The 21,748-nt window shown below is 75.3% G+C and carries 21 protein-coding genes and 1 riboswitch; of the genes, 4 read left to right on the top strand and 17 right to left on the bottom strand.

Annotated elements, in window-relative coordinates; genetic code table 11:
* Positions 1-42 precede the first annotated feature (42 nt).
* The 9 genes from AB0883_RS10885 to AB0883_RS10925 all read right to left on the bottom strand — a co-directional run bounded on the left by AB0883_RS10885 (position 43) and on the right by AB0883_RS10925 (position 9,853).
* Positions 43-1,125, bottom strand: a complete 1,083-nt coding sequence (locus AB0883_RS10885; protein WP_366641030.1) for a hypothetical protein — start codon at positions 1,123-1,125, stop codon at positions 43-45.
* Positions 1,122-1,694 carry an RNA polymerase sigma factor gene (locus AB0883_RS10890; RefSeq protein ID WP_366641031.1) on the bottom strand — a complete coding sequence of 191 codons (573 nt, stop codon included), beginning with the start codon at positions 1,692-1,694 and terminating at the stop codon, positions 1,122-1,124. Before AB0883_RS10890 ends, AB0883_RS10885 begins: the two co-directional genes overlap by 4 nt.
* Before the next feature lie 113 nt (positions 1,695-1,807).
* Entirely contained in the window at positions 1,808-2,170 is a 363-nt protein-coding gene (gene mnhG / locus AB0883_RS10895; RefSeq protein ID WP_151453966.1) for a monovalent cation/H(+) antiporter subunit G, read from the bottom strand.
* On the bottom strand, positions 2,167-2,430 hold the full coding sequence (locus AB0883_RS10900; protein ID WP_089002241.1) for a monovalent cation/H+ antiporter complex subunit F: 264 nt from the start codon (positions 2,428-2,430) through the stop codon (positions 2,167-2,169). The genes mnhG and AB0883_RS10900 overlap by 4 nt, the downstream gene beginning before the upstream one ends.
* A complete protein-coding gene (locus AB0883_RS10905) occupies positions 2,427-3,056 on the bottom strand; it encodes a Na+/H+ antiporter subunit E (protein WP_366641032.1) in 630 nt (209 codons plus the stop codon). Before AB0883_RS10905 ends, AB0883_RS10900 begins: the two co-directional genes overlap by 4 nt.
* A complete protein-coding gene (locus AB0883_RS10910; protein ID WP_366641033.1) occupies positions 3,053-4,630 on the bottom strand; it encodes a Na+/H+ antiporter subunit D in 1,578 nt (525 codons plus the stop codon). The genes AB0883_RS10905 and AB0883_RS10910 overlap by 4 nt, the downstream gene beginning before the upstream one ends.
* Entirely contained in the window at positions 4,627-5,115 is a 489-nt protein-coding gene (locus AB0883_RS10915) for a Na(+)/H(+) antiporter subunit C (protein ID WP_366641034.1), read from the bottom strand. Before AB0883_RS10915 ends, AB0883_RS10910 begins: the two co-directional genes overlap by 4 nt.
* Positions 5,112-7,949, bottom strand: a complete 2,838-nt coding sequence (locus AB0883_RS10920) for a Na+/H+ antiporter subunit A (protein WP_366641035.1) — start codon at positions 7,947-7,949, stop codon at positions 5,112-5,114. The genes AB0883_RS10915 and AB0883_RS10920 overlap by 4 nt, the downstream gene beginning before the upstream one ends.
* A 296-nt stretch (positions 7,950-8,245) precedes the next feature.
* Positions 8,246-9,853 (bottom strand): amidohydrolase, encoded by a 1,608-nt coding sequence (locus AB0883_RS10925; protein ID WP_366641036.1) that lies wholly within the window; start codon positions 9,851-9,853, stop codon positions 8,246-8,248.
* A 202-nt stretch (positions 9,854-10,055) separates the two neighbouring features.
* Between AB0883_RS10925 and AB0883_RS10930 the strand changes: the two genes are divergently transcribed.
* The 4 genes from AB0883_RS10930 to AB0883_RS10945 all read left to right on the top strand — a co-directional run bounded on the left by AB0883_RS10930 (position 10,056) and on the right by AB0883_RS10945 (position 14,435).
* Complete coding sequence (locus tag AB0883_RS10930) at positions 10,056-10,622, top strand: sigma-70 family RNA polymerase sigma factor (protein WP_366641037.1); 567 nt, start codon at positions 10,056-10,058, stop codon at positions 10,620-10,622.
* An 85-nt stretch (positions 10,623-10,707) separates the two neighbouring features.
* On the top strand, positions 10,708-11,463 hold the full coding sequence (locus AB0883_RS10935; RefSeq protein WP_366641038.1) for a zf-HC2 domain-containing protein: 756 nt from the start codon (positions 10,708-10,710) through the stop codon (positions 11,461-11,463).
* A 121-nt stretch (positions 11,464-11,584) separates the two neighbouring features.
* Positions 11,585-12,202: a copper resistance CopC family protein gene (locus AB0883_RS10940; RefSeq protein WP_366641039.1), complete on the top strand. Its 618-nt coding sequence runs from the start codon at positions 11,585-11,587 to the stop codon at positions 12,200-12,202.
* A gap of 79 nt (positions 12,203-12,281) precedes the next feature.
* The gene (locus AB0883_RS10945; RefSeq protein ID WP_366641040.1) at positions 12,282-14,435 is read left to right on the top strand and encodes a cytochrome c oxidase assembly protein; all 2,154 of its coding nucleotides are present in this window, start codon (positions 12,282-12,284) and stop codon (positions 14,433-14,435) included.
* Between the two features lie 7 nt (positions 14,436-14,442).
* Here the strand turns inward: AB0883_RS10945 and AB0883_RS10950 are convergent, their stop codons facing one another.
* From AB0883_RS10950 to AB0883_RS10985, 8 genes are all read right to left on the bottom strand, one after another.
* Complete coding sequence (locus tag AB0883_RS10950; RefSeq protein WP_366641041.1) at positions 14,443-14,808, bottom strand: hypothetical protein; 366 nt, start codon at positions 14,806-14,808, stop codon at positions 14,443-14,445.
* Complete coding sequence (locus AB0883_RS10955) at positions 14,805-15,572, bottom strand: ABC transporter ATP-binding protein (RefSeq protein WP_366641042.1); 768 nt, start codon at positions 15,570-15,572, stop codon at positions 14,805-14,807. The genes AB0883_RS10950 and AB0883_RS10955 overlap by 4 nt, the downstream gene beginning before the upstream one ends.
* Positions 15,572-16,723: an iron chelate uptake ABC transporter family permease subunit gene (locus tag AB0883_RS10960; protein ID WP_366641043.1), complete on the bottom strand. Its 1,152-nt coding sequence runs from the start codon at positions 16,721-16,723 to the stop codon at positions 15,572-15,574. The genes AB0883_RS10955 and AB0883_RS10960 overlap by 1 nt, the downstream gene beginning before the upstream one ends.
* A 5-nt stretch (positions 16,724-16,728) precedes the next feature.
* The gene (locus tag AB0883_RS10965; protein WP_366641044.1) at positions 16,729-17,742 is read right to left on the bottom strand and encodes an ABC transporter substrate-binding protein; all 1,014 of its coding nucleotides are present in this window, start codon (positions 17,740-17,742) and stop codon (positions 16,729-16,731) included.
* 28 nt (positions 17,743-17,770) lie between these two features.
* Positions 17,771-17,952, bottom strand: a riboswitch (cobalamin riboswitch).
* Positions 17,953-18,028: 76 nt separating this feature from the next.
* Positions 18,029-18,781, bottom strand: coding sequence for a dipeptide/oligopeptide/nickel ABC transporter ATP-binding protein (locus AB0883_RS10970; protein ID WP_366641045.1), 753 nt, complete (start codon positions 18,779-18,781; stop codon positions 18,029-18,031).
* Positions 18,778-19,875 carry an ABC transporter ATP-binding protein gene (locus tag AB0883_RS10975; RefSeq protein WP_366641046.1) on the bottom strand — a complete coding sequence of 366 codons (1,098 nt, stop codon included), beginning with the start codon at positions 19,873-19,875 and terminating at the stop codon, positions 18,778-18,780. The genes AB0883_RS10970 and AB0883_RS10975 overlap by 4 nt, the downstream gene beginning before the upstream one ends.
* Positions 19,872-20,741, bottom strand: coding sequence for an ABC transporter permease (locus AB0883_RS10980; protein WP_366641047.1), 870 nt, complete (start codon positions 20,739-20,741; stop codon positions 19,872-19,874). The genes AB0883_RS10975 and AB0883_RS10980 overlap by 4 nt, the downstream gene beginning before the upstream one ends.
* On the bottom strand, positions 20,734-21,708 hold the full coding sequence (locus tag AB0883_RS10985) for an ABC transporter permease (protein ID WP_366641048.1): 975 nt from the start codon (positions 21,706-21,708) through the stop codon (positions 20,734-20,736). Before AB0883_RS10985 ends, AB0883_RS10980 begins: the two co-directional genes overlap by 8 nt.
* Positions 21,709-21,748 lie beyond the last annotated feature (40 nt).

The raw sequence follows: 21,748 nt of genomic DNA on the forward strand, positions 1-21,748 counted from the left end.
ACTCACGCTGCGCGAGTGCCGGCGTCGGGACGGTCGAGGCGCTCAGGCGCAGCCCAACCCCTGGGCGTACGCGGGCGGCGGGTTTCCGGCGGCGACCTTGTCGGCGATCTCCCAGAACACCTCCGGCCAGTCGCCCTCGTCGTTCATCTGGTGCAGCACCCGCCAGTTGTGGCTGCTGCGCAGGGCGTCGCCGGCCCGCTGGAGGGCGGCGTCGTCGCCGACCCGCTTCGCGCGTAGCCATTCGGCGATCCACGCGCAGCCGACCCGGGAGGTCACCTGGGCGCCGAACTGGTAGGAGTCGTTGGTGCCGACGTCACCCAGCGCGGTGGGGTCGAAGTTCGGCGGAAGCGGCACGTCGGCGAGCACCTTGGCGGCCTGCTCGGCCACCCGCCCGGGCGTGACGATCTCCGCCGGAAGCGCGGCCAGCCAGGTGCGTACGTCGACGCGGACGATGTCGGCGAGGACCCCGTCGAACTCGTCCCGGCTCCAGCCTCCCCCGGTACGGAATTCGACGAAGACGCCGTCGCGCGGGCGGAGCATGACCGCGAAGTCGTCGGAGCTGTAGCGGAACAGGTCACCCGGCCAGCCGTCGACCCGCACCGTTTTCGGAGGGCTGACGTTGCGCCGGTCGGCGTGGAAGCCCTCGTACTGTGCGGCCGGGTACCAGTTCATCTCCAACTGGCGCCCACCGCTGCTGAACGCGATGGTGCCCTGCTGCTCGGTGAACCCGTAGACGGTGGTCACCTTCCAGCCCGGCTGGTCGATGAGCAGCCGTGGGTTCCCCTCGGCGGCCTTCATCGCCACGGGCGAGTAGACGACGGGGGCGCCCGCGCTGGCGGCGCCCGTGGGAGGGACCTGACTGTCGTCCGGATGCTCTCGGAACACGGTGGAGACGGCGAGGACGCCGGTGAGGACGGCGGCGGCGGTCAGCGCGCCGGCGAAGCGGCGGACCGTGCCGCGGCCCGCCCGGGAGCGTGGTGGCGGTGATTCGACGACGCGATCGAGCCTCGGCTCGGACATGATCTCCTCCAGGAGGGTCTGCTTCGCCCCGTCCAGGTGCCCGACGACATCGGGTCGGTAGGGATCGGCGTCTCGAACCATCCGGTCGAGGTGCTCCTCGGTCATCGGTCCTCCTTCGGGGTGGGTGCGGTCAGGACGCCGAGTACATGTCCGGGTGGGTCGGGATCGTCACGGACGAGGTCGCGCAGCCTGGCCCGGGCGCGCGAGAGGCGGGTACGGACCACGGCCGGGCTCACCCGGAGGACCGCGGCCGCCTCACGGGGCTCCAGGCCCTCCCAGACGGTCAGCATCAGCACCTCCCGGTCCAGCTCACACAGGTGGGCCAGCGCGGCCCGGACGGTGAGCCGTTCCGGCACCTCGCTGCCCGGATCGGCGGCGATCGCGGCCGTGATCCCCTGTCGTAGCCGCTCGCCCAGCCGCTGCCGGCGCCTGCCGCTGCGGTGGTGGTTGGCGAGCACACGCCGGGCGACGCCGTACAGCCACAGCCGGGTCTCGGCGTCCGTCGGCATCTCGTGTCTGCGCCGCCAGGCCACGAGGAAGGTCTCCGCGACCACGTCGGCCGCGTCCTCGGGGTGCTCGACGCGCCGCAGGGCGTACGCCAGCAGCGGCTCGAAGCCGTCGGCGTAGACGCGTCGGAAATGGTCCTCGTGCTCGGTCGCGGAGGTCACGTCCATCCCATGTCCGGTCGGACGCCGATCGTGACGGGCCCGGCCCAGAATGGGCCTCGATCCGTCCCCGCGAGTCGTCCCGGCCGGCCGCGCCCCGCAGAGCTGCCGCGACCCTTCGGTCAGGAGCGGCCGGAGCTGATGCGGTCCAGGTGGGGCGCGAGTTCGTCGGTGATCAGCAGGTCGCGGCGGATCTCGTCGTGCGGGTAGCCGGCCCGGCCCACCATGTGCGCCGCGACGGGCGCGGTGGCGAGCTGGAAGGCGCCGACGAGCACGAGGGTGGTGATGTCCACCCCCGTACGCAGGCGCAGCGCGCAGCCGAGCAGGACGAGCAGCAGGCCGAGCACCTGGGGCTTGGCCGCCGCGTGCATCCGGGCGAGCAGGTCGGGGAAGCGCAGCAGCGCCGCCCCGGCGGCGACGCAGAGCAGCGCGCCGGCGATCAGGCAGACGCCGGCGGCGACGTCGAGGACGGCGTCGAGCGTCACTTGTCGTTCCTCCGGGCGGCGAACCGGGCGACGCTGACCGAGCCGACGAACCCGAGGATGGCGAGGACGACCAGCACGGGCAGCGCGGTGGCGTCGCGGCTGTAGGCGGCCTCCGTGGCGATGGCGGCGACGACGACGGCGAGCAGGACGTCGGTGGCGACGGCGCGGTCGAGGATGGACGGTCCGCGGATGATGCGGACGAGGGTCAGTCCGACGGCCACGGCGAGCAGCGCGGCGACGGTCACGGCGACGACGGTCAACTGGGTACCCCTTCCGGGTGGGCCGGCTCCGAGGGGCCGGCGACGTGGGGTTGCGTCACGCGGCGCAGTTCGTCGGGCGAGCCGATGGCGGCGACGATCCGCGCTTCGAGGTCGAGCACGCCCTGCCGGAACCGCTCCACCTCCTCGCGGCTGCGGACGCCGATGACGTGCACGTAGAGGGTGCCGGTCGTCCGGTCGGCCTCGATGATGAGGCTGCCGGGCACCAGGGACAGCGCCTCGGCGGTCAGCGTGAGGTTGAGGTCGGTGTTGACCCGCAACGGTACGGCGATGATCGCGCTGAGCGGAGGGTGCCCGATCCGCACCGCCAGCCAGGCGATCTGGGCGGAGGCGACCACGAGGTCCCGCAGGAACCGCACCCAGAACCGGGCGAGCGGCACGGGGCGGATCCGCCCGGCGAAGGTCACCGGCGGCAGCGGGAACACCGCCAGCAGCACGACGGAGAGCACCAGCCCGCTGATCACGTTGGCCCAGGAGAGGGTGCCCCACAGCAGCACCCAGACGCTGGTCAGCCCGGTCACGGCGACGATCCGGTTGCGCCGGCGGGCCCTGCGGGTCAGCGGCGGGTTCGCCGGTGGGGTGGTCGGGGTCGTCCGGTCGCTGGTCACGGGGCACCGTCCGGGAACACGGCCTCGACGTACGGGGTCCGGCGCAGCAGGTCGTCGGCGGCGTCGGTGCTGATGTCGAACAGCGGCCCGGCCACCGCGGTCAGCGCCAGGCCCAGCACCACCAGGGCGGCGGTCGACCCGATCATCAGCCGGGGCAGCACGACGCCCGACCCCTCGGCGTCCGGTGCCCGGCGCGGCTGCTCGGCGCCGTCGGTGCGGGCGGCCCGGACGACGTCGCCGGCGTCCGGCATGTCCGGGTGCGGGGCGCGCCAGAAGGCGAGGTTCCACACGCGGGCGATGGCGTAGAGGGTGAGCAGGCTGGTGAGCAGCCCGCCGGCGACGAGCGTCCAGGCCAGCGCGCCGCCGTCGTCCACGCCGGCCTGGACGAGGCCGAGCTTGCCGAGGAAACCGGAGAACGGTGGGATGCCGGCGAGGTTGAGCGCGGGTACGAAGAACAGCACGGCCAGCAGCGGCGAGAGTCGGGCCAGCCCGCCGAGGCGGTCCAGGGCGGTGCTCCCGCCCCGGCGTTCGACGAGGCCGGCGGCGAGGAACAGGGTCGTCTGGATGGTGATGTGGTGCACCACGTAGAAGATCGCCGCGGACAGCCCGAGGGAGGTGCTCAGGCCGACGCCGAAGAGCATGTAACCGATGTGGCTGATGAGGGTGAACGACAGCAGCCGCTTGACGTCGGACTGGGCGACCGCGCCGAGGATGCCCACCACCATCGTCAGTGCCGCCACCACCAGCAGCAGGTCGGCGGTGCGCCCGCCGGGGAACAGCAGCGTCTCGGTGCGGATGATCGCGTACACGCCGACCTTGGTGAGCAGGCCGGCGAAGACCGCGGTGACCGGGGCCGGGGCGGTCGGGTAGCTGTCCGGCAGCCAGGCCGACAGCGGGAACACGGCCGCCTTGATGCCGAAGGCGAGCAGCAGCATCCCCTGCAACACCAGCCGCAGGTCGTCCGGCAGCGCGTCGAGCCGGTCGACGAGCTGGGCCAGGTTGAGCGTGCCGGTCGCCGCGTAGACCAGGCCGATCGCGACCAGGAAGATCAGCGACGAGAGCAGGCTGACCACGACGTACGTGGTGCCGGCCCGGATCCGGGTCTCCGTGCTCCCCAGGGTCAGCAGCACGTAGCTGGCCACCAGCAGGATCTCGAAGCCGACGTAGAGGTTGAACAGGTCGCCGGAGAGGAAGGCGTTGCACACGCCCGCGGTCAGCACGAGGTAGGTCGGGTGGTAGACCGACAGCGGCGTCTCCTCGTTGCCGTCGGCCGTGCCCTGCCCGATCGAGTAGACCAGCACGCAGAGGGTGACGGCGGCGGAGACGACCAGCATCAGCGCGGCGAGCTGGTCGGCGACCAGGACGATGCCCAGTGGTGCCACCCAGCCGCCGACCTCGACGACCAGCGGCCCGTCCACGGAGGAGCGGACCAGCAGCGTGGCCGCCACGGCGACGGTGGCGGTGAGGACCGTGAGGCTGACCCAGCGCTGGGCGCGGGGCCGGCCGACGAGCAGCAGCGTCAGGGCCGCGCCGAGCAGCGGCATCACCACCGGCAGGGGTACGAGCCAGGTCATCGGCCCCTCCCCGCGTCCCCGGCCGGGCTCGTCGCGGCGCCGTCGGCCGGCACGGTCGCCAGCGCGGGGTCGACGTCGTCACCGTCGGCGTCGCCGCCGTCGGTGTCGGCGGTGCCCGGCCCCTCGTCCCGGTCGGCCAGCTCCATGATGCGGCGGTCCTCGACGTCGTCCTGCACCTCGTCGTGACCGTTGAGGTGCCAGCTGCGGTACGCCAGGGCGAGCAGGAACGCGGTCATGCCGAGGGTGATGACGATCGCGGTCAGCACCATGGCCTGGGGCAGCGGGTCGCTCATGTCCCCCTCGGCGGTGGTGCCGACGATCGGCGGCCCGCCGGCCTTGCCGCCGGTGAGCAGCAGGAGGTTGGCGCCGTTGCCGAGCAGGATGACGCCCATCAGCACCCGGGTGAGGCTGCGTTCCAGCAGCAGCGTCACCCCGGCGGCGAAGAGGACACCGACCACGAGGACGTAGGTCAGGTTCGGGTTCACACCAGCTCCTTCGTCCGGTCGTCGGCCTGTTCGGTCTCGTTCTGGTCGGTCTCCTGCTGGCGGTCCATCTCCGCGCCCAGGCTGCGCAGGATGTCCAGGACCAGGCCGACCACGATGAGGTAGACGCCGACGTCGAAGAAGACCGACGTGACGAAGTGGACGTGGCCGAGGACCGGCAGGTGCAGGTCCAGCAGGGCGCTCTGGAGGAACTCCCCGCCCAGCAGCATCGCGGCGACGCCCGTGCCGACCGCGACGAACAGCCCGGCGCCGAGCACCGCGCCGGCGTCGACGGGGGCGGCCCCGTTGAGTTCGGTGCGCCCGCCAGCCAGGTAGCGCACGGCCAGCGCGAGCCCGGCCACCAGCCCGGCGGCGAAGCCGCCGCCCGGGGCGTTGTGCCCGGAGAAGAGCAGGTAGATCGAGAAGAGCACGATGGCGTGGAACAGCAGCCGGGTGACGACCTGGAGGATGACCGACTGCTGGCGGGTGGTGGCGCCGGTGGTGAGCCAGCGGGGTCGCGCCGACTCGGTGCGGCCGACGCCGGGGATGCCCCTGCGCAGGCCGAGGTCCCGGGAGTGGCGGAAGATGAGGCTGGCCACGCCGGTGGCGGCCACCACCAGGACGGCGATCTCGCCCATGGTGTCCCAGGCCCGGATGTCGACCAGGGTCACGTTGACGATGTTCTTGCCGCCGCCGTAGGAGACGGCCTCGTCGGGGAAGTCGACGGAGATCGGGGTGGCGATCCGCGCTCCCGCCGCGACGTACGCCATGCCGGCGGTGACCACGCCCACGGCGACGCCGAGCGCGATGCGACCGCGCCGGCTGGACCGGATGGGCCGCTCGGAGAACTTGGCGGGGAGGTGGCGCAGGACCAGCACGAACATGACGATCGTGACGGTCTCCACCAGGAACTGGGTCAGGGCCAGGTCCGGGGCGCCGTGCAGGATGAACAGCAGCGCGGTGCCGTAGCCGGCGACGCCGACGAGGATCATCGCGGTCAGTCGGCGCCGGGCGCGGGCGGCGGCCACGGCGGCCACGATCACCACCGCGGCGGCGACGGCCTGCAACGGGGTGTCCCACAGCTGGAACCGCTGCGGCCAGGGCATCCCGGCCAGCAGCGCCCCACCCGGCAAGGTGATCATCACCAGGAGGATGACGCCGAGGTAGAACGGGAGGGATCCGCGCTGGGTGGCGCCGGTCAGCTCCACCGCGAGCCGGTCCACCCCACCGATCAGCCGGTCGTAGACCGCGGCCCCGTCGAAGGGCAGGCGGGCCGCCGGGCCCAGCCGCCCCCGGTGCCGCAGGAGGAACAGCCCCACGCCGCCGGCGACCGCCAGCGCCGACAGGCCCAGCGCCAGGGTCGGCCCGTGCCAGAGCGCGAGGTGGTAGCCGGGCTCGCTGCTCGGGTACAGGTCCGCGTACGGGGCGAGGGCCTTGTCGACGGCGGGCGCGAAGAGCCCCGCCGCCAGGCCCGCGGCGGCGAGCACGACGGCCGGTGCGAGGAAGGGCCACCGGACCGGCCGGGCCTGGGTGGCGGGCACGTCGCCTTTGGTGGCGAACGCGCCCCAGACGAAGCGCAGCGTGTACGCCACGGTCAGCGCCGAGCCGAGCACCACGCCGGCGAGCACCACCAGGTCGGCGGTGCCGCCGTGCAGGAACGCCTCGACCGCCGCCTCCTTGGCGACGAATCCGGCCAGCGGCGGGAGGCCGGCCATGGAGGCCGCCGCGAGGCCGGCCACCGCCGCGAGCGCCGGCGCCCGCCGCCCGAGGCCGCTGAGCTCGCGCAGGTCACGGGTGCCGGCGACGTGGTCGACGATCCCGACGACGAGGAACAGGGTGGACTTGAACAGCGCGTGGGCCAGCACCATCGCCGCGCCGGCCAGCGCGGTGTCGCGGGTGCCGGCACCGAGGACCACCATCAGCAGGCCGAGCTGGCTGACCGTGCCGTAGGCCAGCAGCAGCTTCAGGTCGGCCTGCCGCAGCGCCGCCCAGCCGCCGAGGAACATGGTGATCAGCCCGCCGGCCAGCAGCACCGGCCGCCACGGCGTGACCCCGACCACGGCCGGTCCCATCAGCGCGACGAGGAACACACCGGCTTTGACCATCGCGGCGGCGTGCAGGTAGGCGCTGACCGGCGTGGGCGCGGCCATCGCGCCGGGCAGCCAGAAGCTGAAGGGGAAGATCGCCGACTTGCTCAGCGCGCCGAGCAGGATCAGCACCAGGGCCACGGCCAGGTAGCCCCCGCCGGGCAGGTTCGTGGCGATCTCGGACCAGCGGTAGGTGCCGGCGTGCTGCCCGAGCATGACGAACCCGGCGAGCATCGCCAGGCCGCCCAGGGTGGTCACCAGCAGCGCCTGCATGGCGGCCCGCCGGCTGGCGCGTTTGGTGGGGTCGCTGCCGATCAGCAGGTAGGAGAGGACGGTCGTCAGCTCCCAGAACACGTACAGCAGCAGCAGGTCGTCGGAGACCACCAGGCCGAGCATCGCCCCGGCGAAGGCGACGAAGACGGCCGCGAAGCGGCCCAGGCCCGGGTCGTCGGAGCGGAAGTAGCGGGCGCTGTAGGCGAGCACCAACGCCCCGACCCCGCCGACGAGCACCACCATCAGCCAGGCCAGGGTGCCCATCCGCAGGGCGATCTCCAGGCCGAGCTGCGGGACCCAGGTGACCGTCTCGACGACCGGGGTGCCGGAGCGGACCGTCCCGGTCCGGGTCAGCGCCCAGACCAGGGTCGCGGCCGGGGCCAGGGCCACCAGGTAGAGGGCCCGTCGCCCCCAGATACGTATCAGTCCCGGGGCGATCACGGCTGCGAGTGCGTGGACCGCCACCAGAACCAGCACATACCCTCCCCAGAGCTCGACAGCCGGTTAGCCAACCCTAACCGGTAAGGAGCGAATCCGCATATTGGCGATACGGGGTGGCGGCGCGCCCGCGCCCGCGACCGGTCGCCGACCTCCCGCGCGCAGGTCCGCGGCGGTCGATGTGACGGCGTCCCTCGTGATGGGTGTGGCCGAGGTGGGCACGCCGCTCGGCTGGGTGCTGCTTCCGGGGCTGCTCGGCGTGTCCACCCACCCCCGGGTGACGGCGCTGGTCTCCGCCTGGGCGGCCGGCCCCGGTCAACGGGCGGCGGGTCCCGTCAGCGCTGCCAGCGCACGACCCCGCCGACCACGGTGAGTGCCACCGTGAGGTCGCGCAGCTCCGCCGGCTCGACCCGGTACGGGTCGGTCGGCAGCGCGATGAAGTCCGCGAGCATCCCCGGGGTCAGCCGCCCCTTGAGGTGCTCCTCGTAGGAGGCGTACGCGCCGGCCTCGGTGAAGCAGCGCAGCGCCGTGTCGAGGTCCACCTGCTCGTGCGGGTCCACGCCGCCGGGCGGGGTGCCGTCGGGCTGCTGCCGGGTCACCGCGGCGTGGATGCCGAAGAACGGATCCGGGTCCTCCACCGGGGCGTCCGAACCGAACGCCACCGTCGCGCCGGCGTCCAGCAGGCTGCGCCAGGCGTACGAGGCGAGGTCCCGGCCGGCGAGCATCCGGCTGGTCAGGGGGATGTCGCTGGTGCAGTGGGTGGGCTGCATCGAGGCGGTCACGCCCAGCCGGGCGAGCAGCGGCACGTCCGCCGGGCGCAGGTGCTGGGTGTGCTCGATCCGGTGCCGCAGCCGCCGCACCGCCCCGGCGACGGTCGGGTTGGTGCGCGCCGACTCCTGCCAGTTGGCGTACGCCCGCAGCACCATCTGGTTCGCCGCGTCGCCGATGGCGTGCGCCGCGACGGCGATGCCGGCCCCGGCCGCCTTCGCCACCAGCCGCTCGAACTCCTCCGCCGGGGTGACCGCGATGCCGTGGTTGTGCGGCTCGCCCTCGTACGGCTCGGTCATCAGGCAGGTGTGCGAGCCGAGCGCACCGTCGGTGAAGATCTTGACCGGGCCGGTGCTGAGCCAGCGGTCCCCGTCGCCGGTCGCCCAGCCCCGGTCGATCACCTCGTCCAACGCGGTCGACGGGATCGACTTGTGCACCCGCAGCGGCAGTTCACCCCGGGCGTACAGGGTCTCGTAGGCGGCCCGGCAGTCCTGACCGTCGAGGTCGTGGATGCTGGTCAGGCCGACGGAGAGCAGCCGGGGCAGATGGGTACGCAACTGCGCGACCAGGTCGCCGGCGAGCGAGGAGCGCATGACGTCGTACGCCGCGTCCCCCGCCGCCTCCCGCAGGATGCCGGTCGGCTCGCCGCGTTCGTCGCGGACGATCTGCCCGCCGACCGGGTCGGGGGTGTCGGCGTCGATGCCGAGCCGCCGGAGGGCCGCCGTGTTGACCCAGGTGGTGTGCCCGTCGATGCTGGGCAGCACGGCGGGCCGGTCCGGGCAGACGCGGTCCAGCTCGGCCCGGGTCGGCTGCACCGGCCGGTCCCACTTGTGGCTGTCCCAGCGTCCCCCGAAGAGCCAGGCGTCGGGCGGCAGGGTGGCGGCGTGCCGCCCGATCCGCGTCAACGCCTCGTCGAGGCTCGTCGTGCCGCGCAGGTCCACCTGCTCCAGGCCGCGCACGTAGAGCGCCGAGTGGAGGTGGCTGTCGATCAGCCCGGGCAGCACGGCCATCCCGGCGAGGTCGACCCGGCGCGCCCCGGCGCCGGCGCGGTCGCGGCACTCGTCGGCGTCTCCGACGGCGACGATCCGCTCGCCGCGTACCAGCATCGCCTCGGCGTGCGGTCGAGCGGGGTCGAGCGTGTGGATCCGGGCGTTCTCGAAAACCGTACCGGTCATGGGCTGCCTGCTTCGACGGTCGGGCGGGGCCGTCCATGCTAGACATCCCCCGGCGACGGGCGCGGTGGCACCCGGATGCGGGACTTTCGGGGAGGGCCACCACCGGGCCGACTGCGGTACGCTGCCGACCAGTCACTACTACGACCTGTCGTGATTGTCGTCGGGGCACCCGCTCCCCGGCGGCCCGACACGGAGGTGCCGGATGGCTGACGACGCGGAGCTGACCGCGTGGGCGCTGGCCGCCGGCCGGGGTGACCGGGCGGCCGCCGCCTGCTTCGTCCGGGCGACGCAGCAGCAGGTCCGCCGCTTCCTCGCCGCGTTGGTCACGCCCCACGAGGCGGACGACCTGACCCAGGAGACCTTCCTGCGGGCGATGCGGTCGCTGCCGTCGTACGCCGGGCGCTCCTCGACGCGGACGTGGCTGCTCGCCATCGCCCGCCGGGTCGCGGCGGACCACGTCCGCACCGTGACGTCACGGCCGCGCACGGTGCCGATGCCGGACGGGTACGACGTGCCCGACCCGGCGCGCAGCGGCTTCGACCGGCAGGTCGTGCTCGAACGCCTCATCGCGGCGTTGCCCAGGGACCGGCGGGAGGCGTTCGTCGCCACCCAGGTTCTCGGCCTGTCCTACGCCGAGGCAGCGGAGGTGTGCGGCTGCCCGGTGGGCACCATCCGCTCCCGGGTGGCCCGGGCCCGGGAGGATCTGGTCGCCGCCGTACGCAGCTGGTCGGAGCCGGACACGGGCCGGGGCGGCGACGCCACCGGCTGAGCCGCCTGCCGCCCTGACCTGCGGGAAGGCGACGGTCCACGAAACTGCGCGGAACCAACGGCGGGTCCGGGACGACTACCGGTACATGGGGTGCGAGCAGTGGCGTGAGGTGCTGTCGGCGCAGTTGGACGGGGAGGAGACCGCCGCCGAGCGGACGGCGGTGGCGGCCCACCTGGCCGGCTGCGGCGGCTGCCGGACGTGGTACGACCGCGCCACGGCGGTGACCCGCCGGGCCCGGCTGTCGGTCGCCGTCGCCGGTGACGACCGCACCGACGTCATCCTCGGCGCGCTGCCCACCCCCGCTCCGCGTCGCCGGCGGGAGCGGGTCGTGCTCACCCTGCGGGCGGTCCTGGGTCTGGTCGGGGCACTGCAACTCGTGCTGGGCCTGGCGCAGGTCGGACGCGGCACGGCGAGCGCCCACGCCCACCCGGCGGCCGGGGGGCTGATGTCGGGGCACCTGTGGCACGAGTCGGCGGCGTGGAACGTCGCCGTGGGCGCGGGCTTCCTCTTCGTCGCGGCCCGACGCACGCCGCCGACCGGGCTGGTGCCGATGTTGAGCGCCTTCGTCGGCATGCTGGCGCTGCTGTCGGTCAACGACCTGCTGACCGGGCGCGTGGACACCGCCCGGCTGGTCAGCCACGTTTTCCTGCTCGCGGGCTACGTCATCGTCGTCGCCCTGTCCCGCCCGGGGCTGCGCCCCGACGGCCCGGCGCGGCGCAGCCGGCCGGACGAGCCCCGCTGGAGCCTGCCCGCCGACGAGCCCACGGAGTCGCCGGGGCTGCGGCTGCTCCCGTCGCCGTATCCCGGCTCCGCGCGCGTCTCCGACCGCCGCGCGGCCTGACCGGGCTCCGGGCCGAGGCACCCGCCCGGGTCGGAACGTCCCCGGCTGCCCCGGGGGCGGCCGGCTCGGCCAGCAACCGCTCGGCTGACCACCACCACCATTTTCAGGAGAAGCACCAGACATGCACACCCGGTTCCGCCGCCCGACCGCCGCGGCCCTCGTCGCCGCCGCTCTGGCCGCCGCCGCGCTGCTGCTCGTACCGGCCGCCCCCGCCGCCGCGCACAACACGCTGCGGGCCGCCAGCCCCGCCGACGGCGACCGCCTGACGACGCCGCCGACGAGGATCACCCTGGAGTTCGCGCAGCGGCTCGACCCGACCTTCACCACCATCGCGCTGACCGACGCCGCCCGGCGGAAGGTCCCCACCGGTGCGCCCGCCGTCGACGGGACGAAGGGCACGGTGACCGTCGACGAGACGCTGGGCGAGGGCACCTACACCGTGGCCTACCGGATCGTCTCCGCCGACGGGCATCCCGTGCAGGGGTCGTACCGGTTCACCGTCGCCGGCGGCGTCGACACCGCCGGCGGGGCGACCGCCACCGCGCCGTCCGCCACCGCGCCGACCGCCGCCGCATCGTCCGCCGCCGCGCCGCCGGCCGCCGTGTCGGTCGGACCCCCCGCCTCCGCGACCGGCTCGGGCGGCCCCGGGACGGGCGCCGTGCTGCTGGCCGCAGGGGTCCTGGTGGCCGTCCTCGGCGGGGCCGCGCTGCTGCTGCGCCGGCGCCGCGAGACCCGCTGACCGGCAGCACCCCGACCCTCGAAGCCCCGGGACCTGCCCCGGGCGCGAACCGCCCTCCCCGAACCCAAGGGACACCGACGTGCCAGACACCACTTCCCGCCCCGCCCAGCCCGTCCGGGGCCCGGGCGCCGAGCCCGTGGCGACGACGGTGGGTGAAGCCGACGTGGACGACCAGCCTGCCGCCGTCACCCCGGTCGCGGCCACGCCCGGCCCCAACCTCCGTCCCGGTTCCCGGGGGCGTGGCGGGTGGCTCGTACCCGTCGCGGCCGTGGCGTCGGCGGTGGCCGTACTCCTGCTCGGCCTGCGTGCCGGCGACGCGCTCGCGGTAGCGGTCCCCGGGCTGCCCGACCCGGGGCCGGTCACGACGTGGGCGCTGCCCGTGGTCCGGCTGCTCGCCGACGGCCTCGCCACCCTGACGGTCGGGATGGTGGTGACGGCGGCCTTCCTGCTGCCCGGCGACGGGCGCAGCGTCTCGGCGTACGGCTGGCTGCTGCTGCGCCGCGCGGGCGCGGCGGCGGCGGGCTGGGCGGTGACCGCGCTGACGCTGATCGTGCTGACGGTCTCGGACCTGCTCGGCGTCCCCGTGGACGAACTCGGCGTCCCCACCGTGGTCAGCTTCGCCTCCTCGATCTCGCAGGGGCGGGCGCTGCTGCTCCAGGCGGGGCTGGCGCTGGCGGTGGCGGTGCTGGCCCGGGTGGGCGTCTCGCGCGGGCTCGCCGCCGCGACGGCGTTGATCGCGCTGGTCGGGGTACTGCCGCCGGCGTTCACCGGGCACGCCGCCGGGGCGGGCAACCACCAGATCGCGGTGTCCAGCCTCGTCCTGCACGTGCTGGCCGCCGCCCTCTGGGTCGGCGGGCTGGTGGCGCTGCTGATGGTCCGCCGCAGCCGGCAACTGGCCGACGCCGCCGACCGGTACGGCCGCCTCGCCCTGGGCTGCTTCGTGGCCGTCGCGGTGAGCGGAACGGCCAACGCCGCCGTACGCCTCGGCGACGTGTCCCAGCTCTGGCAGTCCCGGTACGGCTGGCTGGTCCTCGGCAAGCTCGTCGCCCTGGCCGTCCTGGGCACCCTGGGCGCCGTGCACCGGTCGCGGACCCTGCCGGCCCTGCGCGCGGGCCGGCGCGGCGCGTTCGCCCGGCTGGCCGCCGGTGAGGTGGTCGTGTTCGCCGCCACCGTCGGGCTGGCCGTGGCGCTGTCCCGCAGCCCCACCCCGGTGGCGCAGGACCCGCTCGACGCCGACCCGATCACCGAGCTGCTCGGCTTCCCGATGCCCGCCGCGCCGACCCCGGAACGCCTGGTGGGCCAGCCGCTGCCGGACATGTTCTTCCTGACCCTCACCGTCCTCGGCATCGGCGGTTACCTGGCCGGGGTGTGGCGGCTGCACCGGGCCGGGCACCGCTGGCCGCTGGCCCGGACCGCGAGCTGGTCGGCCGGTCTGCTGCTGCTGGCCGCCGTCACCAACCTGGGCGTGGCCCGCTACGCGTACGTGCTGTTCAGCGCCCACATGGTGCAGCACATGGTGCTGTCGATGCTGGTGCCGATCCTGCTCGTCGGCGGCGCCCCGGTCACCCTGGCGCTGCGCGCCCTGCGTCGCCCCACCGACCCGCAGGTCCGTGGGGCCCGGGAGTGGCTGCTGCTGGCGCTGCACAGCCGGCCCGCGAGGCTGCTCACCCACCCTCTGGTCGCGCTGGGCATCTACGCCGGCAGCCTCTTCGGTCTCTACCTCAGCGACCTGCTCGGCACGCTGATGCGCTCCCACCTCGGGCACCTGGCCATGCTCACGCACTTCGTGGTCGCCGGGTACCTGCTGTTCTGGGTGCTCATCGGGGTCGACCCGGGCCGGCCGAGGCTCGCCCACCCCCTCCTGGTGATCATCCACCTCGCGTCGATGATGGCGCACGGCTTCTTCGGCCTCGTGCTGATGCAGACCACCAGCCTCATCGCCCCGGACTGGTACGTCGCCGTCCACCCGGACTGGGCGTCGTCGCTGATGGAGGACCAGAGGCTGGGCGCGGGCATCGCCTGGGCGTTCGGGGAGATCCCCGCCGCGGTCGTCCTGGTCGTGCTGGTCCGCCAGTGGGTCCGCGCCGACCGGCGGGAACAGGCCCGCCTCGACCGGGCCGCCGCCCGCGCCGAGGCCACCGGCGAGCCGGACGACCTGGCCCGCTACAACTCCTTCCTGGCCGCCGCCGGTCGCGCCGATCCCGCCGGCCCCGGCGACGACCGCCCGCGCTGAGGCCGCCTCACCGGCCGGGGTGGAGCGCCGGGGCGACCACCGACAGCTCCAGCGCGGCGGGCAGCGGCGCCACGCCCGGCCCGCCGGCCCGGACCCATCCGGTGATGTCGTCGACGACGAAGTCGTGCAGGACCAGGCCGAACCAGACCGGCCGCGCGCCGGCGCGGCGTGCCGCCGGGGTCGGGTGCACGACGACCAGGTTCGACTGCGCGCAGAGGTCGAGGCAGGCGCTGACCCGTACCCGGTGCGGAGCCGGCAACCCGGCACGCAACCGCCGCAACTGCGCGTCGTGGTCGACGGACGGGTGCTTGCGGGCGCTGCCGCAGCAGCAGTCGCGGCACACGGTGACGAGGCAGCCCGGTGCGACGGTCATGGCGCCGGCGGGTGGTAGGTGATGGCGGGCCGCCCGGTGCCCGGGTGCGTCGCGACGTCGGCCCGCACCCCGTAGACGTCGGCGAGCAGCCCGGGGGTGAGGACCTCGGCGGGCGTACCGGCGGCGACGACCCGCCCGGCGGCCAGGACGACCACCGCGTCGCAGAACATGGCCGCCAGGTTGAGGTCGTGCAGCGCGGCCAGGGTGGTGACCCCGGAGCGGCGGACCAGGTGCAGCAGGTGCAGCTGGTGGCCGATGTCGAGGTGGTTGGTGGGCTCGTCGAGCAACAGCAGCAGCGGTTGCTGGGCCAGGGCGCGGGCCAGCTGCACCCGCTGCCGCTCGCCGCCGGAGAGGGTGTGCCAGCGGCGCCCGGCGTACCCGTCCAGGTCCACCCGGGCCAGCGCGTCGGCCGCCGCGGCGCGGTCGGCGCCGCTGTCGGACCAGCGCGAGCCACGGTGGGGCGTACGGCCGAGCAGCACCACCTCGCCGACGGTGAGGTCCAGGTCCGTGTCGGCGTGCTGGGCGAGCAGCGCCGTCCGGCGGGCCAGCGCGACCCGGGGCAGGGCGGTGACGTCGTCGCCGCCGACCGTGACCAACCCGGCGTCCGGCGTGGCGAGCCGGGCGACGATCCGCAGCAGGGTGGTCTTGCCGCAGCCGTTGGGGCCGAGCAGCCCGACGAGGCTGCCCGCCGGCACCGCGCAGGTGACGTCGTCGAGGATCCGCCGGGCCGCGACGGACCAGGACACGCCGGTGACGGTGAGCATCAGCCACGCACCTTCCGGCGGTGCAGCAGCACCACGAAGGCGGGCACCCCGAGCAGCGCCGTCAGCACGCCGACCGGCAGCTCCCGGGGCGCGAAGAGGGTCCGCGCGGCGGTGTCCACCCAGACCAGGAAGATCGCCCCGGCGAGGACGACGACGGGCAGCAGGCGCCGGTGGTCCGCCCCGGTGAGGAACCGGGCGGCGTGCGGCAGGATCAGCCCGACGAAGCCCACCGCGCCGCTGACGGCGACCAGCGCCGCGGTGAGCAGCGCGGTGGCGACCAGCAGCAGCCACCGGACCCGGGTGACGGGGACACCGAGGGTCGCCGCGGCGTCCTCGCCGAAGGCGAAGGCGTTGAGCGTGCGGGCGTACGCCGCCACCAGGGCGAGCACGGCGGCCAGGACCGGCGCGGCCCAGGCCAGGGCGGTCCAGTCGACGCGGGCCAACGAGCCGGAGAGCCAGAACGTGATGCTCTGGGTGGCGTGCGGGTCGGCGACCCAGATGATGACGAACGAGGTGGCCGCCCCGCAGAGCTGCGCGACGGCCACGCCGGCCAGCACCACCCTCGTGGGGGCCAGCGCGGCCCGGCGGCCGGCCACCGCGGCCACGACCGCGAACGCGGCCAGCGCCCCGGCGAAGGCGCCCCCGGTGAGCGCGGCGACCCCGCCGCCGAAGCCCAGGACGAGGACCGCGACCGCGCCGAGCGACGCCCCCGAGGAGACCCCGAGCAGGTACGGGTCGGCCAGCGGGTTGCGGGTGACGGTCTGCATCACCGCGCCGACGGCCGCCAGCCCGCCTCCCACGGCGGCGGCCCCGAGCACCCGGGGCAGGCGCAGCCGCCAGACGATGTGCTCGCGCAGCAGCGGCACCTCGGCGTGCGGGAGTCCCAGCCGGTCGGCCACGACCGACCAGACCGTCGACACGGGAATGTCGGCCGGTCCGACGGTGACGGCCACCCCGATCGACACGACCAGCCCGGCCAGCAGGGCGACCAGCAGCACCACCAGGCCGAGCGGGTTGGCCGCGCGGACGCCAGCGGGGGCGGCACGGTCGGCGGACCCGAGGGCGGCGCGGTCGGCGGACCCGGGGGCGGCGCGGCGGGTCGGGTCGGGGGCGGTGCGGCGTGCTGGTCCCGGGCCGGCGCGGCGGGCCACGGCGGTCAGCGGTCCGCCCCGGCGGGGAGCTGCGCCACGCCCGCGGCGAGCGCCTCGACGCCGAGCACGACGCGCACCCCGGCGGAGGTCGAGGAGAACGGGATGACGACGAACCGTTGCCGGGCCACCGCCGGCAACTCCTTCAGGCCGGGGTGGCGGGTCAGGAAGGCCCGCTTCGCGGCTGCCGCGTCCCAGCCCGCGTCGACCAGCACGATCACGTCGGGATCGCGGTCCACGACCGCCTCCCAGCTGGTGTCGGCCCAGCCGCCGGTGAGGTCGCCGAACACGTTGCCCACCCCGACCGCCGACATGATCATGTTGGGGCTGCCGCAGCAGGCGCCCACGCTCGGGGCGTCGGTGCCGGCGTCCCACCAGAGCACGGACACGTCCCGCGCGCCACCGATCCGGGCGGCGGCCGTGGCGATCCGGGCCCGCTGGTCGGCGATGAGCTTCTCGGCCCGCTCCGGCACCCCGAAGACGGCCGCCACGTCCCGGATCTCGGCGAACACGTCCTCCACCGTCAGCTTCGCCGGCCGGTGCTGCTTCGGGCACCCGGCCGGCGAGAGGTACGTGCCGATGCCGAGCCCCGCGAGCGCGGCGCGGTCGCCGACGCCCTCGTCGCCGAAGGCGCTGTGGAACGAGGCGTAGACGAAGTCCGGCGCCGCCTCCAACAGCTTCTCCTTCGCCGGGTACTTGTCCGACAGCACCGGCACGGCGGCGTACGCGGCGGCGTGCTCCGGCAGGATCGCGTCGTCCAGGTACGCCGTGCCGGCCATGCGGTCGGCGAGGCCGAGCGCCAGCATGATCTCCGTGGCGGGCTGGTTCAGGGTCACCGCCCGCTCGGGCGGGGCGGCGACGGCGACCGGCGTACCGCAGTTGGTCAGCGCGACCGGGGCGGCGGCCGCCGGGGGCGCCGTGGCCGGGTCGTCCGTGGCGCAGGCGCCGAGCAGGACGACGAGGACGGACAGGGGCGCGGCAACGCGCCGGGACAGGGTGGACCGCACTGCGCGCACGCGCATCGGGACCGCCTTCCAACACCTCGTGGACGGGTCAACGCAGTGCCGTGGCCGGTCTCCTGGCTGACGGGAGGTGCGTCCGTGGCCGGCCTTCCCAGGCGGGTTACGCCCAGTGACCTCGTACGACGAGGGCCGCGAACTTCCCGATCACAGTGGCGAGGGCCGCACCGGTCTTCCACCGGCTTCCCGAGCACCACGGCAGAGTCACCCTAGCCGCCGGCCGCCCCGGAAGTCACGCGACGAACACCATCAGGGACGGTCCGCCGAGGGCTGTCGGGAGGCGCGCCGGTCAGGGCTGCGCGGCGGTCGGCAGGTCGACCACCCGGGTGGCCCAGCGGGCCATCAGCGCCGGGTCGTGGGTGATGAGCAGGACCCCGGCGGCGTGCTGCCGCTGGTAGTCGGTGATGACGGCCGCGAGGTGCGCCTGGGTGGAGGCGTCGAGCATGGCGGTGGCCTCGTCGCAGAGCAGGTAGTCGGGCCGGTGCACGAGCGCGCGGGCGAGGCAGGCGCGTTGCAGCTGCCCGTCGCTGACCGCGTGCGGGCGGCGGGCGAGCAGGTCGGGCGTGAGGCCGACGAGGTCGGCCAGCTCCGCCGCCCGGGCCCGCGCCTGTTCCTCGGGCGTGCCGGTGGCGCGCAGCGGTTCCGCGATGATGTCGGCGAGGCCCAGCCGGGGGTCGGTGGCGGCGCGGGGGCTCTGGAACAGGATCGCGACGCGGGTACGAACGGCGGCGGGCACCCGGTGCCGGGCGCCCGCCACCCGGTGGCCGTCGAGGGTGACGTGCCCGGCCTCGGGGGCGTGCAGCAGGGCCAGCACCCGGGCGAGGGTGGACTTGCCGCTGCCCGAGGGCCCGCGCAGGCCGACCGTCTCGCCGGGCGCGACGCGCAGGTCGACGCCGTCGAGGACGCGCCGGCCGCCGTAGGAGACCGCGACCTCGTGGGCCGCGAGGGCGGTGCTGGTCGTGCCGGCGCTCCCGGCCGTGCTGGTCGTGCCGGCGCTTCCGGCGGTGCTGGTCGTGCCGGCGCTTCCGGCCGTGCTGGTCATGCCGGCGCTCCGAGGGTCAGCGGGTGGTGACAGGCGGCCCGGCCCGGCGCGCCCGCGCAGGGAGCGGGCGGGGTGCGGCAGACGTCGGTGGCGCGGTCGCAGCGCGGGGCGAAGGCGCAGCCGGGCGGCAGGTCGGTGAGCATCGGCGGATGGCCGGGGACGGGCCGGAAGGCCCGCTCGGGCAGGGCATCGAGAAGACCTGCGGTGTACGGGTGGGCGGGCGCCGCGAACAACTCGGCCGTCGGCCGCCGTTCCACGATCCGGCTGGCGTACATGACGGCGACCGTGTCGGCGACCCGGCGGGCGGCGGCCAGGTCGTGGGTGATGAGCAGGACGGCGCCGCCGGCGTCGCAGCGGCGGCGCAGCAGGTCGAGGGTGTGGTCGACCAGGGGCCGGTCGAGGCCCGTGGTGGGTTCGTCGGCGAGCAGCAGCGGCGGGTCGGGGGCGAGGGCGAGGGCGGTGGCCAGGCGCTGGGCCATGCCGCCGGAGAGCTCGTGCGGGTAGCGGTCGAGGTCGGCGGGGTCGAGACCCACCTCGGCGGCGACCCGCTCGGCCGCCGCGGGCGCCTCGCGCCGGGTGTGCCCATGGGCGCGCAGGGTCTCCTCCAGCAGCCGCCGGCCCGTCCGTACGGGGGTCAGGGCGGTGGCGGGGCTCTGCGGCACCAGCCCGACCGCGCGGCCGCGTACGGCGCGGGCGAGGTGGCGCTCGGAGGAGCCGACCAGGTCGACCTGCGCCCCGGCGGGCGGGCGCAGGCGGGCATGACCAGTGACGGTGGCGTTGCCGGGGAGCAGGCCGAGCAGGGCGTGCGCGAGCACCGACTTGCCACAGCCGGACTCCCCGACCACCGCCAGGAGCTCGCCCGGGTGGACGGTCAGGTGCAGGTCGGTGACGGCCTGCACGACGGCGTCGCGGAGCTGGAAGCGGACGGTCAGCCCGTCGACCTCCAGCAGGCCGGGCCGCCCGTCGGCGGCGGTGCCACCCGTGCCGGCGCTGCCGGCGGTCTCGCCGGTGGTGGCGGATCCGGTGGGGCGGGTGGCGGTCCTCCCGGCCGGGGCGGTGGTGTCGGCGGGGGCGGGCTCGCGGGTGGTGGTCACAGGTTCAGCTCCGCTCGTACGCGCGGGTCGAGGCGGTCGCGCCACCGGCCGGTGAGGGCCGCCAGGGCCAGCGTGACGGCGACGAGGAGCAGGCCGGGCACGATGCTGGCCCACCAGGCGCCGGTGAGCAGGGACCGCTGCCCGTCGTTGATCATGTTGCCGATCGAGGCCAGGTGCGGGGGCAGGCCGAGGCCGAGGAAGGACAGCGCGGTCTCGTGCCAGACGGCGTGCGGCACCATCAGCGTGGTGGCCAGGGCCAACCGGGGCAGCACGTGCGGGAGCAGGTGCCGGGTGATCACCCGGGCCCGGCTGGCGCCGCCGGAGATCGCGGCGTCGATGAACGGCCGGGTACGCAGGCTGAGCAGCTCGGACCGGACGATGCGGGCGGTGGAGAGCCAGTGCGTCAGCCCGATCGACAGGATCACCGCGCCCAGGCTCGGCCGCAGCATCGCGACGATGAAGATACCCAGCAGCAGGTGCGGCAGCGCCGCGATGGTGTCGACCACCCGCATCAGCACGCGGTCGACCCAGCCGCCGAGGGTGCCGGCCACCGCGCCGACGAGGCCGCCGATCACGGTGGCGACGAGCGCGGCGACCGCGCCGACGAGCAGCGAGACCCGCAGGCCGTAGAGGCTGCGGTGGGCCACGTCGCGGCCGAGGTCGTCGGTGCCGGCCGGGTGCGCCCAGGAGGGCGCCAGCCGGGTCCGGGCCAGGTCCACCGCGCTCTCGTCGAGCGGCCAGAGGACGGGGGCGAGGAGGCAGGCCAGGCCCGCGCCGACGAGCACGGCCCAGGCGACGGCGGCGCCGACCCGGCCCGTACGCGGCTTCGGCCGCCGGACCCGCAGGGGCAGGGCGAGGTCAGTCATCGAGGCGTACCCGGGGATCGGCGGCGGCGTAGGCGAGGTCGGTGCCGAGGTTCGCGGCCAGCACCACGACGGTGGTGGCCAGGGTCGTGGCGGCCAGCAGCGGGAAATCGCTGCCCAGCGCGCCCTGTACGGTGACCGCGCCGAGGCCGGGCAGGGAGAACACGGTCTCCACCAGGACGGCGCCGCCGATCAACTCCGGCAGGTGGGTGCCGACGAGGGTGAGGAACGGCAGCAGCGCGGTACGCAGGGCGTGGCCGAACAGCACGGTGCGGCCGGGCAGGCCCCGGGCCCGGGCGGCGAGGACGTGGTCGTCGCGGAGGCTGTCGGCGACGGCGTCCCGGATGAACAGGACGAACCACGGCGTCTGGGCGATCGCCAGCACGCCCACCGGCAGGATCAGGTGCCGGGCCACGTCGGCGGGGTCGGTGCCGGTGGCGGTGATGTCGGTGAGCCCGCCCGCCGGCAGCCAGCCGAGGGTGAGGGCGAACAGGGCGATCGCGGCCAGCCCGATCCAGAACACCGGCATCGACTGCACGGCGTACGCGGTGGCGCGCAGCGCCCGGTCGAACCAGCCGCCACGCCGGTACGCGGCCAGCGTGCCCAGCAGCAGGCTCGCCACGAGGACGAGGGCGAGGGCGGCGCCGACGAGCAGCAGGGTCCAACCGGCACGGGCGGCGAGCACGGAGGTGACCGGCTCGTGGCGACTCGTGGACCAGCCCAGGTCGCCCTGGAGCAGGTTGCCCACCCAACGCAGGTACTGCACCGGCAGCGGGTCGTCGACACCCCAGTTGGCGCGGATCTGCGCCAGGTTCTCCTCGCTGGCGGTGAACGCCGCCGCGCCCGCGTACTGCTGGGCCGGGTCGATGGGCGAGGCCGCGCCGAGGGCGAACATGCCGACGCTGGTGGCGGCGAGGATCGGCACGGCCACCAGCAGCCGTCGGCGGACCACCGCGCCGGCTCCCGCCATCCGACGCGTCCGACGTCGGGGGGTGGCCCTCGCCGGTGCC

The organism is Micromonospora sp. NPDC047812 (genome assembly GCF_040704175.1).
In the GTDB taxonomy this organism is placed as follows: domain Bacteria; phylum Actinomycetota; class Actinomycetes; order Mycobacteriales; family Micromonosporaceae; genus Micromonospora.

Excerpts from the sequence above, each read along its gene's own strand:
- AB0883_RS10885 (WP_366641030.1), bottom strand. The coding sequence starts at position 1,125 with ATGACCGAGGAGCACCTCGACCGGATGGTTCGAGACGCCGATCCCTAC.
- AB0883_RS10890 (WP_366641031.1), bottom strand. The coding sequence starts at position 1,694 with ATGGACGTGACCTCCGCGACCGAGCACGAGGACCATTTCCGACGCGTC.
- AB0883_RS10910 (WP_366641033.1), bottom strand. The coding sequence starts at position 4,630 with ATGACCTGGCTCGTACCCCTGCCGGTGGTGATGCCGCTGCTCGGCGCG.
- AB0883_RS10925 (WP_366641036.1), bottom strand. The coding sequence starts at position 9,853 with ATGACCGGTACGGTTTTCGAGAACGCCCGGATCCACACGCTCGACCCC.
- AB0883_RS10930 (WP_366641037.1), top strand. The coding sequence starts at position 10,056 with ATGGCTGACGACGCGGAGCTGACCGCGTGGGCGCTGGCCGCCGGCCGG.
- AB0883_RS10935 (WP_366641038.1), top strand. The coding sequence starts at position 10,708 with ATGGGGTGCGAGCAGTGGCGTGAGGTGCTGTCGGCGCAGTTGGACGGG.
- AB0883_RS10940 (WP_366641039.1), top strand. The coding sequence starts at position 11,585 with ATGCACACCCGGTTCCGCCGCCCGACCGCCGCGGCCCTCGTCGCCGCC.
- AB0883_RS10950 (WP_366641041.1), bottom strand. The coding sequence starts at position 14,808 with ATGACCGTCGCACCGGGCTGCCTCGTCACCGTGTGCCGCGACTGCTGC.
- AB0883_RS10955 (WP_366641042.1), bottom strand. The coding sequence starts at position 15,572 with ATGCTCACCGTCACCGGCGTGTCCTGGTCCGTCGCGGCCCGGCGGATC.
- AB0883_RS10965 (WP_366641044.1), bottom strand. The coding sequence starts at position 17,742 with ATGCGCGTGCGCGCAGTGCGGTCCACCCTGTCCCGGCGCGTTGCCGCG.
- AB0883_RS10970 (WP_366641045.1), bottom strand. The coding sequence starts at position 18,781 with ATGACCAGCACGGCCGGAAGCGCCGGCACGACCAGCACCGCCGGAAGC.
- AB0883_RS10980 (WP_366641047.1), bottom strand. The coding sequence starts at position 20,741 with ATGACTGACCTCGCCCTGCCCCTGCGGGTCCGGCGGCCGAAGCCGCGT.
- AB0883_RS10985 (WP_366641048.1), bottom strand. The coding sequence starts at position 21,708 with ATGGCGGGAGCCGGCGCGGTGGTCCGCCGACGGCTGCTGGTGGCCGTG.